The organism is Parendozoicomonas verongulae (assembly GCF_009711465.1).
GTDB lineage: Bacteria > Pseudomonadota > Gammaproteobacteria > Pseudomonadales > Endozoicomonadaceae > Sansalvadorimonas > Sansalvadorimonas verongulae.
In genome coordinates this window covers 1-13,693 of the sequence record NZ_SMME01000775.1, presented here as the reverse complement: position 1 = coordinate 13,693, position 13,693 = coordinate 1, and the positions used below count along the sequence as shown (strand labels likewise).

General features: G+C 53.2%; 18 protein-coding genes. All 18 read left to right on the top strand.

The window, feature by feature from the left end:
- The first annotated feature begins 74 nt into the window (after window positions 1-74).
- Complete coding sequence (locus tag E1189_RS06440) at window positions 75-518, top strand: phage terminase small subunit P27 family (protein ID WP_155159217.1); 444 nt, start codon at window positions 75-77, stop codon at window positions 516-518.
- 3 nt (window positions 519-521) lie between these two features.
- Entirely contained in the window at window positions 522-2,219 is a 1,698-nt protein-coding gene (locus E1189_RS06435; protein ID WP_155159216.1) for a terminase large subunit, read from the top strand.
- Window positions 2,216-2,383: a hypothetical protein gene (locus tag E1189_RS06430; protein WP_155159215.1), complete on the top strand. Its 168-nt coding sequence runs from the start codon at window positions 2,216-2,218 to the stop codon at window positions 2,381-2,383. The genes E1189_RS06435 and E1189_RS06430 overlap by 4 nt, the downstream gene beginning before the upstream one ends.
- Window positions 2,383-3,570, top strand: a complete 1,188-nt coding sequence (locus E1189_RS06425; RefSeq protein ID WP_155159214.1) for a phage portal protein — start codon at window positions 2,383-2,385, stop codon at window positions 3,568-3,570. Before E1189_RS06430 ends, E1189_RS06425 begins: the two co-directional genes overlap by 1 nt.
- Window positions 3,567-4,469 carry a S49 family peptidase gene (locus E1189_RS06420; protein WP_155159213.1) on the top strand — a complete coding sequence of 301 codons (903 nt, stop codon included), beginning with the start codon at window positions 3,567-3,569 and terminating at the stop codon, window positions 4,467-4,469. The genes E1189_RS06425 and E1189_RS06420 overlap by 4 nt, the downstream gene beginning before the upstream one ends.
- Before the next feature lie 43 nt (window positions 4,470-4,512).
- Complete coding sequence (locus tag E1189_RS06415) at window positions 4,513-5,814, top strand: phage major capsid protein (RefSeq protein ID WP_155159212.1); 1,302 nt, start codon at window positions 4,513-4,515, stop codon at window positions 5,812-5,814.
- 75 nt (window positions 5,815-5,889) lie between these two features.
- Window positions 5,890-6,081 carry a hypothetical protein gene (locus tag E1189_RS06410; protein WP_155159211.1) on the top strand — a complete coding sequence of 64 codons (192 nt, stop codon included), beginning with the start codon at window positions 5,890-5,892 and terminating at the stop codon, window positions 6,079-6,081.
- Complete coding sequence (locus E1189_RS06405) at window positions 6,081-6,395, top strand: head-tail connector protein (protein ID WP_155159210.1); 315 nt, start codon at window positions 6,081-6,083, stop codon at window positions 6,393-6,395. Before E1189_RS06410 ends, E1189_RS06405 begins: the two co-directional genes overlap by 1 nt.
- Window positions 6,392-6,715, top strand: a complete 324-nt coding sequence (locus E1189_RS06400) for a phage head closure protein (protein ID WP_155159209.1) — start codon at window positions 6,392-6,394, stop codon at window positions 6,713-6,715. The genes E1189_RS06405 and E1189_RS06400 overlap by 4 nt, the downstream gene beginning before the upstream one ends.
- Window positions 6,712-7,128: an HK97-gp10 family putative phage morphogenesis protein gene (locus E1189_RS06395; RefSeq protein ID WP_155159208.1), complete on the top strand. Its 417-nt coding sequence runs from the start codon at window positions 6,712-6,714 to the stop codon at window positions 7,126-7,128. The genes E1189_RS06400 and E1189_RS06395 overlap by 4 nt, the downstream gene beginning before the upstream one ends.
- A 10-nt stretch (window positions 7,129-7,138) precedes the next feature.
- Window positions 7,139-8,074, top strand: a complete 936-nt coding sequence (locus tag E1189_RS06390) for a hypothetical protein (protein ID WP_155159207.1) — start codon at window positions 7,139-7,141, stop codon at window positions 8,072-8,074.
- Window positions 8,071-8,649: a phage baseplate assembly protein V gene (locus tag E1189_RS06385; protein WP_155159206.1), complete on the top strand. Its 579-nt coding sequence runs from the start codon at window positions 8,071-8,073 to the stop codon at window positions 8,647-8,649. Before E1189_RS06390 ends, E1189_RS06385 begins: the two co-directional genes overlap by 4 nt.
- Before the next feature lie 2 nt (window positions 8,650-8,651).
- Window positions 8,652-8,996 carry a GPW/gp25 family protein gene (locus E1189_RS06380; RefSeq protein ID WP_155159205.1) on the top strand — a complete coding sequence of 115 codons (345 nt, stop codon included), beginning with the start codon at window positions 8,652-8,654 and terminating at the stop codon, window positions 8,994-8,996.
- Complete coding sequence (locus E1189_RS06375; RefSeq protein ID WP_155159204.1) at window positions 8,993-10,054, top strand: baseplate assembly protein; 1,062 nt, start codon at window positions 8,993-8,995, stop codon at window positions 10,052-10,054. Before E1189_RS06380 ends, E1189_RS06375 begins: the two co-directional genes overlap by 4 nt.
- A gap of 1 nt (window position 10,055) precedes the next feature.
- Window positions 10,056-10,589 (top strand): phage tail protein I, encoded by a 534-nt coding sequence (locus E1189_RS06370; protein WP_155159203.1) that lies wholly within the window; start codon window positions 10,056-10,058, stop codon window positions 10,587-10,589.
- Window positions 10,590-10,617: 28 nt separating this feature from the next.
- The gene (locus E1189_RS06365) at window positions 10,618-11,805 is read left to right on the top strand and encodes a hypothetical protein (protein WP_155159202.1); all 1,188 of its coding nucleotides are present in this window, start codon (window positions 10,618-10,620) and stop codon (window positions 11,803-11,805) included.
- A gap of 9 nt (window positions 11,806-11,814) precedes the next feature.
- Window positions 11,815-12,189: a hypothetical protein gene (locus E1189_RS06360; RefSeq protein ID WP_155159201.1), complete on the top strand. Its 375-nt coding sequence runs from the start codon at window positions 11,815-11,817 to the stop codon at window positions 12,187-12,189.
- A gap of 91 nt (window positions 12,190-12,280) precedes the next feature.
- Window positions 12,281-13,693: phage tail sheath subtilisin-like domain-containing protein (locus tag E1189_RS06355; protein WP_155159200.1), on the top strand; the 1,413-nt coding region annotated here is incomplete at its 3' end.

Sequence of the window (13,693 nt, the reverse complement as noted above, 5' to 3'; positions counted from 1 at the left end):
GCCTTTCCCTAACTGACCGCCGCCCCCGTCAGATTTTTATGCGTGAGAAATAAGAAACTTTTTTTGAGGATTTTATGAGTGCTCCAGTCAGAGCAGCGGGGGGAGGTCGAAAGAGTAAAGATGCTCTTCAATCGGTAGGTGATCCCGGGCTAACACGGGTTGCTCCACCCGATGAGTTGCGCGATGAGTTTGCTGTTCAGATCTGGAAGAGTCAAAGCAAGCTCATGATTCAACGCGGCACTCTCTCCCGTGAAGATTTGCCAATTCTTATGGCGTACTGCAATTCATTCAGTTACATGCTGGAAGCTGACAGGGAAATAACCGATAACGGCTTCTACACAATAACGGCTGACGGAGGCAAGAAAAAACATCCAGCCGTTAACGTGCGCAACGACAGTGTAAGCCAGCTGAAAATGCTTGGTTCCATGCTGGGCCTTGATCCGCTGTCTCGCTCTCGTGTGATCGGTGGAGGAGCGACAAAGCCCAACGAAGACGGGAATCCCTTTGATGAGTTCTAATGAATGGCCAGCTATCCGAATGTTAATGCGGCCACTCGTTATGCCCGTGAGGTAGTCTCCGGGAAAATAATCGCCTGTCGGTATGTACGGCTGACCTGTCAGCGGCACCTGGACGATATCAAGAAGTCCAAGAGCAAGGCTTATCCCTACAGGTTTGATAAAGCGAAAGCTGAGCGAGTTTGCAAGTTCGCACAGCTGTTACCGCACACAAAGGGCAAACAGTTCGTTGGCAAGCTGATCGTACTGGAACCCTGGCAGAAGTTTATTCTGTGTTGCGTGTTTGGCTGGGTTTATAAGTCCAGCGGCCTGCGCAGGTTCAATGAGGTTTATAACGAGGTCGCCCGTAAAAACGGCAAGTCCGCAAAAACGGCAGGTGTTGGGCATTATCTCTTTTGCGCTGATGGCGAATATGGTGCCGAGGTTTACTGTGGAGCCACCACAGAGAAGCAGGCAATGGAGGTATTCGATCCAGCCAGACTGATGGCAAAGAAGTTGCCAAAGCTTCGCAAGCGATTCTCCATTGAGGTCTGGGCCAAGAAGCTCACGCGCACAGATGGATCGAAGTTTGAACCTGTTATTGGTGATCCGGGAGACGGTGCATCTCCCTCCGGTGCGCTGGTTGATGAGTACCACGAACACGCCGACTCAAGCCTGTATGACACAATGCTTACAGGCATGGGTGCCCGAGAACAAGGGTTGATGTGGGTCATAACCACTGCCGGATACAACATTGATGGCCCTTGCTACGACATGCGAGAGCGTGTTGTGGAAATGCTGGAAGGTGAGAAAGATGATCACCTGTTCGGCATCATTTTCACCATTGATACCGATGACGACTGGACCAGCGAAACAGCTCTTCTGAAAGCTAACCCAAACGCTGGGGTGTCGGTCAGTCTGGAGTATTTAAAGCAACAGCAGCAGCGGGCAATAAAGCGTGCCCGTTATGTCAACACCTTCAAAACCAAGCACCTTAATGTCTGGGTGGCTGGCAAAGAAGCATTCTTCAATATGGAGGCCTGGCAATCCTGCAAGGATACCAGTCTGACTCCGGAACAATTCAAAAACGATGAATGCTATCTGGGTTTTGACCTTGCCAGAAAGCTGGATATGAACAGCATGGCCCGGCTTTACACCCGAATGATTGACGGCAAGAGGCACTACTACAGCGTTGCCCCGATGTTTTATGTCCCGGAAGATCAAATATTCAATAACGACGACAAGCGTCTGTCAGAAAAATTTAAGGCATGGGCGGAAAGTGGTGACATATCACCAACAGAGGGAGCGGAGATTGATTACAGGGCCATTTCTGCAGACGCCAAAGACGTGCACTTGGAAACCCCTGTTGATGAAAGTGCGCTTGACCCAAGTGGAGCCATAGCCCTTGGTCACGATCTGGATGATGAAGGGTTAAACCCAATCACCATCACTCAGAATTTCACCAATATGAGTGACCCCATGAAAGAGCTGGAAGCAGCGGTTTTAACTGGTCGCTTCCACCATGATGGTCACCCGATCATGACGTGGTGTATCGGCAATGTCGTTGGTAAACACCTGCCGGGCAACGACGATGTTGTCAGACCTATCAAACAGAAAGCAGCAAACAAGATTGATGGTGCGGTTTCGCTGATTATGGCCGTAGGCCGCGCCATGTTGAACGAAGACACCTCCAGCAACTACGAAGACGAAGATTACGGACTGTGAAAGATATTCTTATTGATCTTACTGGCCTGCTGGGGCTGTGCAGTCTGGCTTATGGCTGCTGGTTGTTTGAACCGCCGCTGGCTTTTATTGTGACCGGCATTTTGCTGATGATCTTTGCCTACAAAGCCGCTCCAGCGCCAACACAAAAGAAGAAGGTTGAATAATGGGTATTTTTTCTTCAATGAAAGATGGGAATACCCTGGATAACCCATCTGACTGGCTGACCAATGCCCTTGGCGGCGCACGCCCGACAGCAACCGGCATTCGTGTAACCCCCGATACTGCCCTCACCAGTAGTGCTGTTTTGTCGTGCATTCTGGTGATCAGTGAAGACATTGCCAAGCTGCCGCTGATTCTTTATCAGCGAGACGGTGATGGTAAAAAAAGAGCGGTAGAGCATCCTGTTTACAAGCTTGTTCACCGCAAGCCGAACCGATTTCAAAGCCCTTTCGAATTCAAGCAGATGATGATGTTTCACGTTCTGCGCAAGGGCGACGCGTTCGGGGTTATTGTTCGTGATGGCGCTGGTAACCCTGTCGAAGTTATTCCCCAGGACTCAGACCACGTTAATGTTCTGAAAGCTGAAGATGGTGAACTGTTCTACAACCTTGGCAAAGGCCGTGGCATCGCACCTCCAGAAGATATTATCCACCTCAGGGGCTTGAGCCGGGACGGTAAAACAGGCCTGTCACTGGTCAAGCTGATGGCGGAAAGTATCGGCTTGTCCATTGCTACGGAAAAACATGGTGCGGCCTACTTCGGCAACGGTGCCATGCCGGGATATGTTCTCGAGCATAGCGGCAAGTTGTCCAAAGAAGCCAAAGACAACATCCGGGAAGACTGGAACAAGATTCACCAGGGCGTGGCCAATTCAAACCGCATTGCTGTTCTCTCTGAGGGCATGAAGGCCAATCAGGTTTCACTGTCTAACGAAGACAGTCAGTTTCTTGAGACCCGAAGTTTCCAGCGATACGAGATTGCCGGATTCTTCCGGGTGGCTCCCCACCTGATCGGGCTGATGGATAAAGCCACGTTTACCAACATTGAGCACCAGGGGCAGTCGCACGCAGGCAATGCCCTGATGCCCTGGTGTGTTCGCTTTGAAGAAAAGCTGAATTCTTCTCTTCTTTTTGAAGATGAGCAGGATGAATACTTTTTCGAGTTCCTGATGGATGCCGTTGTCAGGGCAGACTTTAAAACCCGTATGGATGGCTACAAGACCGCCATAGATTCCCGGGTTATGAACCCCAATGAATGCCGAAGCCGTGAAAACCTCAGCCCCTACGACGGCGGCAATGAGTTCCTGCGGCCTCTCAACATGGAAAGGCCAGAAGGTGGAGAGCAAGAATGAAGCTGACCCTGCTACAGACGGAAGTCTATAACCGGTCCCTGATGATCACCGAGGCCAAACTGGCCACCATAATGTCGGTGCTTTCCAGTCGTGAAGGGGCTGATGTTGAGCTATCCGATAATGAAATGGTGGGGCCTTCAGAGTCTGAACGCCTGTCCAGCGGCGGAGCTGTGGCGGTTATCCCTGTTTTCGGGTCCCTGTCCCATCGTGCAATGGGGCTGATGGCTCTTTCCGGCATGACCAGTTATCAGGAACTGTACACACAGATTGATCAGGTGATGCAGGACAGTCGAATCACCGAAGTCGTACTGGATATCGACAGTCACGGCGGAGCGGCCAGTGGTGTATTCGATTTCGCAGACTATGTGGCGGAATGCAGCAAAACCAAGCCGTTCACCGCCATCGTAAACGAGCATGCCTACTCTGCCGCCTATCTGATTGCGTCCGCCTGCAATGAAATCATCATTCCCCGCACAGGTGGTGTTGGCTCCATTGGTGTCATCGCCAAACATGAAGACCGCAGCGAAGCCAACCAGCAGCAAGGCCGGAAGGTCACTGCCATTTACGCAGGCGCAAGAAAGAACGACCTTTCCCCTGACCAGCCGCTGTCCAGCGATGCTCTTAACGAGCTTCAGAAGATGGTGAATCAGGATTACGAAATGTTTGTGGATGCCGTAGCCGGATACAGAAATATGTCGGTAGACAGCGTGCGCGCAACTGAAGCCGGGCTTTACCGTGGGCAGGATGCCATAGAGGCCGGTCTGGCTGATCGCATTATGCCCGCACGTGACGCGCTCAATATGGTGATTGAACGTGCCACATCCAACAAAAAAGAAAACCCCAAGGGTTCAGGTCGTCGTATTGGCCGCCGTGCCAGAGCCATAGCAACCCGCTCCTGATCGCCTCACCTCGAGGCACAATCCAACCAAAAGGAAACACAGCATGACTATTGCTGAACTTATGCGCCGCCGCGCCGAGGTGCAGGCTGAGATTCAGTCTATTGCCGACCGTGAAGCCGCATTGCCAGAAGGCGAAAGCCTGAGCGCAGAGGATATTGAAACCTTCAATACCCTCGAAACCCAGTTCAATGATCTGGAAGCGCAGATTGACCGCCAGCATCGCGCCCAGAAAGCCAAAGCGGCGGCCGCCAAACCTGTGAGCAATCATCCCGGCCACGCCGCTGCCAATCTGGCACCTGAGGTCAAGCTTCAGGCTGGCGACAAGTTTGCCCGTATGGCTATGTGTGTGGCACAGGCCGGTGGCAACCCTCAGGCAGCAGCAAAAATCGCTGAAAGCCAGTTCGGTGATACAGACATGTCCGCCGCGCTGGATACCCAGACTCCGAATGCGGCAGGCGTTCTGGTACACGAAGACTACAGCTCAGACTTTATTGAGCTGCTTACGCCTCTTACGGTTGTGCGCCGTATGGGTGCCCGTCAGATTCCTATGCCGAATGGCAATCTGACCATGAACCGCAAAACCGGTCGAGGTAATGCGGGGTATGGCTCAGAGGGGAGTGATATTGTCGCCACGAAGCCAACATTTGGCAATCTGAAGTTCAGCGCCAAGAAGCTGACCGCTCTGACTCCGATCAGTAACGACCTGATTCGTCAGGCCAGTCAAGGTGCTGTACGCCTGGTGCGTGAAGACCTTACGGAATCTGTGGCACTGGCCGAAGACTCTGCTTTCCTGCGCTCTGATGGTTCTGGAGATTCTCCAACGGGTCTTCGTCACCAGATCGCGGCAGGTAACATCATCGATGCCTCGACTATCAGTAACACGCCAGATCTGGCCAAAGTGGAAGAAGTCCTTAGCGGCATGGTTCTGAAGCTTCGTCTGGCAGATATCGGCATGACTGATTGCGGCTGGATCATGTCTCCAACTGTATACACCTTCCTTGAGCGTCTGCGTGATGGCAACGGCAACAAGGTTTATCCAGAGATGGCCCAGATGCGCCTGAAGTCATACAAAATCGAGTTCACCAACCAGATTCCTGAGAATCTTGGTGCTGGTGGTGATGAGTCTGAAATCTATTTTGCTGATTTCTCTCAGGTGCTGATTCCCGACACCATGCAGATCCGTCTTGATGTCTCTACCGAGGCCACCTACAAGGATGGCTCTGAACTGGTGAGCGCATTCAGCCGTGATCAGACCGTTGTTCGTGTTATTGCCGAGCATGACTTCGGTATGCGTCACGATAAAGCGGCCGCTGTGGCAACCGGTATCAAGTGGGGCATCTCTTAACCGCACTGTGTGGTTAGCGTATGGGAAAGGCCGGTAAAACACCGGCCTTTTTATTTTCACTCTGAGGGTTAACCCATGTCAGAGAATAAGGAACAGGCTGCAAAGCAGTCTAAGGCCACTAAGGCCAAAAAGGTTTGCGTTGAGTTTCAGCGCAGCTATCGCAGCTACTTTCCCGGCGACAAGGCCTGCTTTCCCGCGGAAATTGCAGAAGAGTTGTGTGCTGGTGGTACTGAAGACGTTCCGGCGATTGCCAAGAAGGTTAAGTAATGCAATTCCTGACCATAGAGCAAATAAAACAGCAGTGTCGTATTGAGCACGATGAAGAAGATTCGTTGCTCGAGTTCTATGGTCGGGCTGCTGAAAGTGTTGTTGTCAAAGACCTGAACCGCAATGTTTATACAAGTGCTGTTCCAGATGATGACAGCACCGGCATTGTGATTTCAGAGGATATCAAGGCAGCCATGCTGCTCATGGTCGCGCAACTCTACGAAAACCGCGAAGTCACCAGCGAGCTCACCATGAAAGAAGTTCCTATGGCCTACGACTACCTGCTTGGCAGTTACAGGATTATCCCCGTATGAGATCCGGACGCCTGCGCCATCGCCTGACCCTGCAAAGTCGGCAAACCATTCGCAATGATTTTGGCGAAGAGGAAGAGAGCTGGGTAGACGGTGCCAGTTTTCAGGCTGACGTGCGGGATATGAAAGGCCGTGAGTATTTCGATGCCAAACAGATCAATTCAGACATCAGCGTTGAAGTGATCTGTCGCTACCGCACGGATATCAAACCGGAAAACCGGCTTGTCACCCGCAGTGGTCGGGTACTGGAGGTGGTGGCACCTCCTGCGGATTCGGAAGGCCGACGCCGCAAACTGTTGATTATGTGCAAGGAAATCCTGTGATTCCCGAGATTGAAACCCGCTTTGATTCCAGCGTGATCGAGGCTCTTGATGCGCTGGAAAACCGCCTCAAGGCCAAAGCCCTGCGTCGCACAATGGTGGAAGTGGCCAAGCCCATCAAGGCCGCCATGAAAGCCAGAGCGCCTTCCCGCACAGGAGCTCTCAAGCGGTTTATCAGTCATAAAGTCTCAATTGACAGAAAGCGGGAAAGCGCCGCCGTGTTTGTTGGCCTGAATTACAAGAAGACCAAACAAAAACAGTACGTGGCTGGCCTTATGCAAGAGCGTGGCAACAAGCACATGGCCGCCTCTCCCTTTATTGAGCCAACAGAGTCGGCGCTGGATCCTTACGACATTGAAGGCGACATTGCCGATTTCATCCAGCAACAGATAGACCTGGTTGTGGTTAACGGCTGAGAGAATATCCATGCTGATTGAACAGGAACTGGCGAAAGCCCTGCGCCCACTGGTGAATGACCGTGCCTATCCGGTGGTGTTGCCACAAAAGTGCAAACACCCGGCTATCACCTTTCACCGCTTGAACGGTGGCTGGAAGACAGGGCAAATCAACGGTCTGTTAAAGCTGATTGATGTCACCGGGTACCAGTCTGAGTTTCAGGTAGTGGTCTGGTCTCCCAAATACTCCGAAGCATCCATGCTGCTGCAACCCGTGGTGTCGGCTGTGGAAGCTATCGACGGTCTGGAACTGGACTCCGCTGTTGATGGGTACGACGATGAGCTGGGCAAAAAGATCTACAGCAAAATTATCGAATTCACCGCATGGGATGATGTAAGAACAACAGTCTGCCCACCTGATAGCCAGACAGGGAACAACCCGTTAGGTGATGTGAGTGACGCCATTGTTGCAGAGCTGAAAAGCCACTTTGCCAGCACCGTACCCCTGATTGATTTGTACGAAAACCAGCAAATGAAACAATCGGTTGATTTGCCAGCCTTGCTGGTGGAACCGGTTGTTATGGGAGAAGGAGAAAGCCGTGGTGATGGCTCCTACCCCTACGCCGTGCAGTTCACTGTGTATTGTCTGGTTTCTACCAGTTCACAACAGCGCATTGGTGCTCAGTGGCTCGCCACACAAGTGGCTAAAGCCGCACAGTGGAACCACTGGGGATTGAAACGGCAGGTGAATCACCCAGAGCCTGCAAGTATTGAAAGCTACACACTGCGCCCGGGTTGCAACGGCTTTGAATGCTGGTCTGTCCAGTGGCAGCAAACGGTGTATTTTGAAGAGCCTGTTGAACCCTTCAAAATCCCCGAAAAACTCTACGCCAGCAAATCACCCGAAATCGGCAAGGCCCACGCCCCCGAATACCAGCAACTCACCGGTTTTGATAACGAGCCATGATGGACGAACTCCAGTATCAAATCAGCGAGCTCTACCGGCTGATGAACAACCTGATTCGACCAGGGCACGTCAAGGAGCTGACTACAGACCCCGACGGGCTGGAACTGGACCGGGTGATCTGCACGACCCCGGACGGACTGGAAACGCGACCGTTGCCGTATTTTGTGCGACGCTCCGGCGCTGACCGGGAAGACTGGAAGCCATCGCCGGGTGAGCCTGTCGTCATCTTCTCTCCAGGCGGAATCGTAGAGACAGGGTACGTACTTTGCGGCGTTCCTTCCGATGCTTTTCCCGCAGCGTCACCGTCAGCCGATGTGCACCGCGTAGTGTACTCCGATGGTGCTGAAATTGAATACGACAAGGCATCCCACGTACTTAAGGCTGTTCTACCGCAAGGCGCGAGAATGGCACTGGTGAGCGATGGTGGCATAACCTTTACCGGCGACCTGCTGGTAAACGGCAACATAACCGCGACGCAGGATGTTACAGACAGCGTTCGCAGCATGCAGGCCGACAGAGACATCTACAACACCCACGCCAACAACAACCACAATCCGCCAGCGCCGAACCAGTAACCATGTCTGAATCCATCGATATCCACACCGGTCAGCCCCTGAACCGGGAGCAGCGTATTGTTCAGAACATACAGGTGATACTCACCACGCCGCTGCAAAGTATGGTGATGCGCCGTGAGGTGGGTTCACGGCTGAACGAACTGATAGATAACCCCGTGAACGCCGCCTGGCTAACTGATGTTTACGCAGAAGCCGCCGCCGCGATTGCCCGCTGGGAGCCTGACTTTATTGTGGACAGTTTCCAGCCCGTGAGCCTCACCCCCGGCAACGTCATTATCAACATCATCGGCAAAGACGCCCAGACCGGCCAGCCTCTCACCCTCTCAGAAATCACACTGAACAAATGAGCCAGAACAGCGCATTTACCGCCTCAGACCTGAGTCAGCTGCCCAAACCCACAGCGGTCGAGCAGATTGATTTTGAAACCCTGAGAAAAGAGATTATCGACCAGCTCAGCGGCTACAGCCCCCTGCTGTTTGATGGTGCGGGCGAACCAGTTCTGATGCAGGCCGAACGCTACACCGACGAAACCACCGGCGAGGTGTATTTTCGGGTACCGGCGGATGATCAGGACACCCTCCAGTATCTGGACAGGGAAGTTCACCCCATGGCGCGGTGGGCGAACGTCACCGCCTACCGGGTGATGGTAGAACGCCAGCGTTTTAACCAGCGCAGTCTCGGCCTGATGCTGGCCTATTCGGAAGATGATGACCTCGACCAGATCGGCGCAAACTTCAGCACACCACGGCTGGTGGTAGACCACGGCGACCCCGACGCCATACCGCCACGCCCCAAAGTGATGGAAGATAACGAAAGCTACCGCCGTCGCATCCAGCTCTCACCAGAGCGCATAAGCACAGCGGGGCCAGAGGGCAGCTACATCTATCACGCACTCTCCGCCGATGCCGATGTGCTTGACGCCAATGTCCAGACACCTGTGTTTGATCTGGTCAACGGCAGCATCGTGATTATCGACGACGCCGACATCTACAGAGTTAAGCCTGGGCACCTTGGCATCAATATCATCAGCCGTACCGGAGACGGAACCGCCCTGCAGGCTCTTATCGAAAAAGTGGAAGCTGCACTGAGCGATAAGAAGGTTCGCCCGCTGAACGATGTGCCTGTTGTGCGCAGCGCCTTTATCATCGATTACGAGATAGACGCCACCATTGAAACCTTCAACGGGCCAGACTCCGCCGTCATTATCGCAGAAGGCCGCAAGCGGGTGGAGAAATACGTGTCTGATATGCGTCGAATTGGCATGCCCATTTATCGTTCCATGATCAAAGCCGCGCTGGGTGTGGCTGGGGTGAAAAACGTGGTGGTGAACAAACCCGCGTCTGACCTGATACCCAATCAGCGCGAGTGCGGTTACTGCACAGGCATAACCCTCACCGAGGCCTGATATGGATAACCAGCACTCCCTGTTACCCGTAAACGCCACCGAGTTTGAACGGCAGCTGGAACAAATCGCCGCCGATCAGCTGGCACTGGCGGAGTTTGACCCCCGCACACTCTGGAACCCCCACACCTGCCCGGTGGAACTGCTGCCCTGGTTGGCGTGGTCATTCTCCGTAGATAGCTGGGAACCCACATGGCCGGAGCATATCCGCCGGAGCATTATCGCCAACGCCATCGATGTGCAGAGCCGTAAAGGCACAGTGTTCGCCGTGGAAGAAGCGGTTGGCGCTTTTGGTGTTGAGAGCTATGTCACCGAATACCAGGACGCACCCGACAGGCTCGCCCCGTTCGAGTTTGAAGCCCTGCTGCTGGGTTCCACGCACGAAATTCAGCAGGGTGTGATGGATGCCATCAACACCGCCAAGCGCGCCAACACTTACTTTAAAGTGGTGAACGGTGTCACCGGAACCAGCACGCTGGGCATGATCGGCATAGGCCGCACCCTTAACTTCCAGCGTTTCAACTGCCCTGCCAGTTAACACCAACCCATAACCGTACGGACACACTATGCAAACACTGCCCTTTATTCTCACCACGGCAGGCATCAACGCTGCCCGTGATGCCGATGCCGCCGGTATTCAGCTGGAGCTGGTGGAAGTCGCACTGGGGAATACCTTGTGGTCACCGGATAAAACCGCAACATCCCTGAAAAATGAATTCAAGCGCCTGCCAGCGGGTGGCGGCCCCAACCCTGCGCCGCTGTATGTGCATGTTTCGGCACTGGATGAATCCACCGGCATCTACACCGCACCGGAAGTGGGCGTCTACGCCCAGACCGATCACGGCAAAGTGCTGTTTGCTATCTGGTCTGGCAGCAATGGCCCCAGCAAAGCAACGGGTGGCGTATCCGGTTTTGCGTTTGATTTGCTGCTCTCCGGTGTACCTGCGGGTTCTGTGACGGTGGGGGATACCAACTTCTCGAATCCTATTGGTTCGGAAACCGTTGTGGGTGTGAACCGTGAGGCGACGCGGCAGGAAACGATTGCGGGTGTGCTTGAGCGGGTTTTTGTTTCTCCAAAAAAACTTGTTGCGTGGTTCAATAGAAAACGCATAAATAACAATTTGGTAATAAATGGAAACTTTGCAATAAATCAGCGCGAATTTGATGGGAATTGGTCAGCGCTCTTGAATGGAGAGTATGGTTATGATCGCTGGAAGAAGCATCAAAATGGCATTGAGCAAATAATTGAAGGCACGGGACTTGTTGCAGGTGAAGTTTGTATGTCATGGGCTGGAGGTGGGATAGGATATATAAACGGAAATGCAGTATCGACAGGTGAATCGGTAACTGTACCAAGCAATGCCAATATCAGTATTGTTGTGCCATTAAATTCTGATTTTATAAAGCTAGAGTATGGGGAATTTCCAACAAAGTTTTATCCTGATGACCTATCTACAGCATTAACAAAATGCAGTCGGTACTTTCAAAAAATTTATTTTGGCCGTGAGTTTTGGGCAGAAACATTGTTTATCAATGGGCGTTCACATGGTTTTACTCTGTTGAATCCTATGAGGACACAGCCGACATTGACTATAACGCATACACCGAACCATCACCATCAGTGCTTCAAAACAATTGATGCAGTTTACTGGAGTGAGAATACAATTCATTTAATGACGGGAGATAGCGCCACACCTGTTGGGACAAAGGGATTTTGGAGTGAAGCAAAAGTTTATTTAGATGCCGAGCTTTAGGAGCATAGTATGTATCAAAGAACATACTGGGGAATAAAAAGAATATCTGACGGTGCCCTTATTCCTCATGATCTAAAAAACCGTGACTGGAATGAGTTTCAGAATTGGTGTGCAAATGGAAACGAGCCTCTTCCTCTTGAACAACATTCAGTCGATGATCTAAAAAAATTAGAAGATAATTGGGCATCACAACAACTCTCAAAAACAGACCGCTGCCTAACACCAGACTACCCAACCGGCACCAGAACCCGAGAAGAGCACACAGCTATCATTCTCGAATACCGGGCCAAACTCAGAAACCCCAGCCGCAGCAATCACCCGGATTACCCCAACGAAAGCTGGCGGCCTGAATGGCCGGAAGGCGTAAAGCTGCCAGCCCAGTAACAACACAACAACCCAAGCAAACAAACCAAACCGCCACTCGGCGGTTTTTTTGTACCCGCAAAACCTCAAAACACCCACAACGGAGACGAAAATGGGACAACCTCCTCTTCACGGGGCGAGAATCATTGAGGACGATTCCGGCGCGCGGCCAATCCGCACCGTTTCGTCTGCCGTGATCGGCATCGCCTTCACTGCGCCAGACGCAGAACCCGCCACCACCGCCAGCCTCACTGTAGGCACAGGCGACAGCGGCCTGACATTCGCCGCCCAAACCACCGGCGCCCAGGGCAATGCTCTGGCGGTGCGGTTTGTGAACCCGCAGGCCAATGATGCGGCGCTTGCGGTATCGGTGATCGGGCAGGTGATCAGCGTATCACTGGCGACCAACGCCTCCGGCTCCGTTGTCACCACGGCGGATGATGTGAAAACCGCCATTGAAGGTAACACCGAAGCGGCCGGAATGGTGGCCGTAACCCTCACCGGAAATGGCAGCGGTGCGGTGGATGCGGAGCCTCTTGCGTACTTCACCGGCGGGCAGGATGAACCCTTCCCCCTGAACAAGCCCGTATCTTTTACCGCCAACGCCCGCCAGAAACTGGCCAAGATGGGTACCACAGGCACAGGCCCGTGGATTATTCCCCTGATTGCCCGTTACGGCGGCCACCTGATTGTGGGTGTGCGCGTGGCCGATGGCGGAACCGAGCAGCAAACCCGCGCCAATATTGCTGGCAGTGCTTCTGCCCTCACAGGCATCTGGGCACTGCTGAAGGCGCAAACCGTAACCGGCTACACGCCCCGTATTATCGGTGCTCCCGGCTTTACGCAGGATCAGTCGGTAGCCAATGAAGTGATTGCCGCCACCAAGCGCCTGAACGGTTACTGCTACATCGATTGCGTGAACCAGGTGACGGAAGAAAACGCACTCGCCTACCGCAAGCAGTTTGGTTCCGAGTTCGGCATGTTGCTCCATACCTGGTGGCGGGAACGCACCGCCAACGGTGGCGAAGTGCAACGCCCCCTCTCCACCTACATGCTCGGTGCCCGGGCACGGCAGGACATCCAGCGCGGCTGGCACTGGGTAGTGAGTAACACACCGGTGGAAGGTGGCCTCGGCCCCGTGATTGACGTGGACTTCAAGCTCAACGACCCCGCAACACTGGCAAACCGCCTGAACCAGAACCATATCACCACCGTCGTCAATACCGGTGCCGGTTACGTGTTCTGGGGCTGTCGCAGCATGATTGATGATCCCAAGAAAGTGTTTGAAAACTGGGGCCGCGCCAAGGGCATTATTTACGATTCCCTGATTGGTGCGCACCAGTGGGCGATGGATCGCAACATCACCAGCACCTACACCAGCGATGTGCAGGAAGGTGTTCAGAACTTCCTCGACCGCCTCAAAGCCGGGCAATACATCATTGATGGCGAATGCTGGGTGGATGAAGAAATGAACACGCCGGATTCCATCGCCCTCGGCCAGTTCTACTGGGACTTTGATTACATG

Coding starts and splice junctions, on each gene's coding strand:
- E1189_RS06440 (WP_155159217.1), top strand. CDS start 75: ATGAGTGCTCCAGTCAGAGCAGCGGGGGGAGGTCGAAAGAGTAAAGAT.
- E1189_RS06435 (WP_155159216.1), top strand. CDS start 522: ATGGCCAGCTATCCGAATGTTAATGCGGCCACTCGTTATGCCCGTGAG.
- E1189_RS06425 (WP_155159214.1), top strand. CDS start 2,383: ATGGGTATTTTTTCTTCAATGAAAGATGGGAATACCCTGGATAACCCA.
- E1189_RS06420 (WP_155159213.1), top strand. CDS start 3,567: ATGAAGCTGACCCTGCTACAGACGGAAGTCTATAACCGGTCCCTGATG.
- E1189_RS06415 (WP_155159212.1), top strand. CDS start 4,513: ATGACTATTGCTGAACTTATGCGCCGCCGCGCCGAGGTGCAGGCTGAG.
- E1189_RS06410 (WP_155159211.1), top strand. CDS start 5,890: ATGTCAGAGAATAAGGAACAGGCTGCAAAGCAGTCTAAGGCCACTAAG.
- E1189_RS06405 (WP_155159210.1), top strand. CDS start 6,081: ATGCAATTCCTGACCATAGAGCAAATAAAACAGCAGTGTCGTATTGAG.
- E1189_RS06400 (WP_155159209.1), top strand. CDS start 6,392: ATGAGATCCGGACGCCTGCGCCATCGCCTGACCCTGCAAAGTCGGCAA.
- E1189_RS06390 (WP_155159207.1), top strand. CDS start 7,139: ATGCTGATTGAACAGGAACTGGCGAAAGCCCTGCGCCCACTGGTGAAT.
- E1189_RS06385 (WP_155159206.1), top strand. CDS start 8,071: ATGATGGACGAACTCCAGTATCAAATCAGCGAGCTCTACCGGCTGATG.
- E1189_RS06380 (WP_155159205.1), top strand. CDS start 8,652: ATGTCTGAATCCATCGATATCCACACCGGTCAGCCCCTGAACCGGGAG.
- E1189_RS06375 (WP_155159204.1), top strand. CDS start 8,993: ATGAGCCAGAACAGCGCATTTACCGCCTCAGACCTGAGTCAGCTGCCC.
- E1189_RS06370 (WP_155159203.1), top strand. CDS start 10,056: ATGGATAACCAGCACTCCCTGTTACCCGTAAACGCCACCGAGTTTGAA.
- E1189_RS06365 (WP_155159202.1), top strand. CDS start 10,618: ATGCAAACACTGCCCTTTATTCTCACCACGGCAGGCATCAACGCTGCC.
- E1189_RS06360 (WP_155159201.1), top strand. CDS start 11,815: ATGTATCAAAGAACATACTGGGGAATAAAAAGAATATCTGACGGTGCC.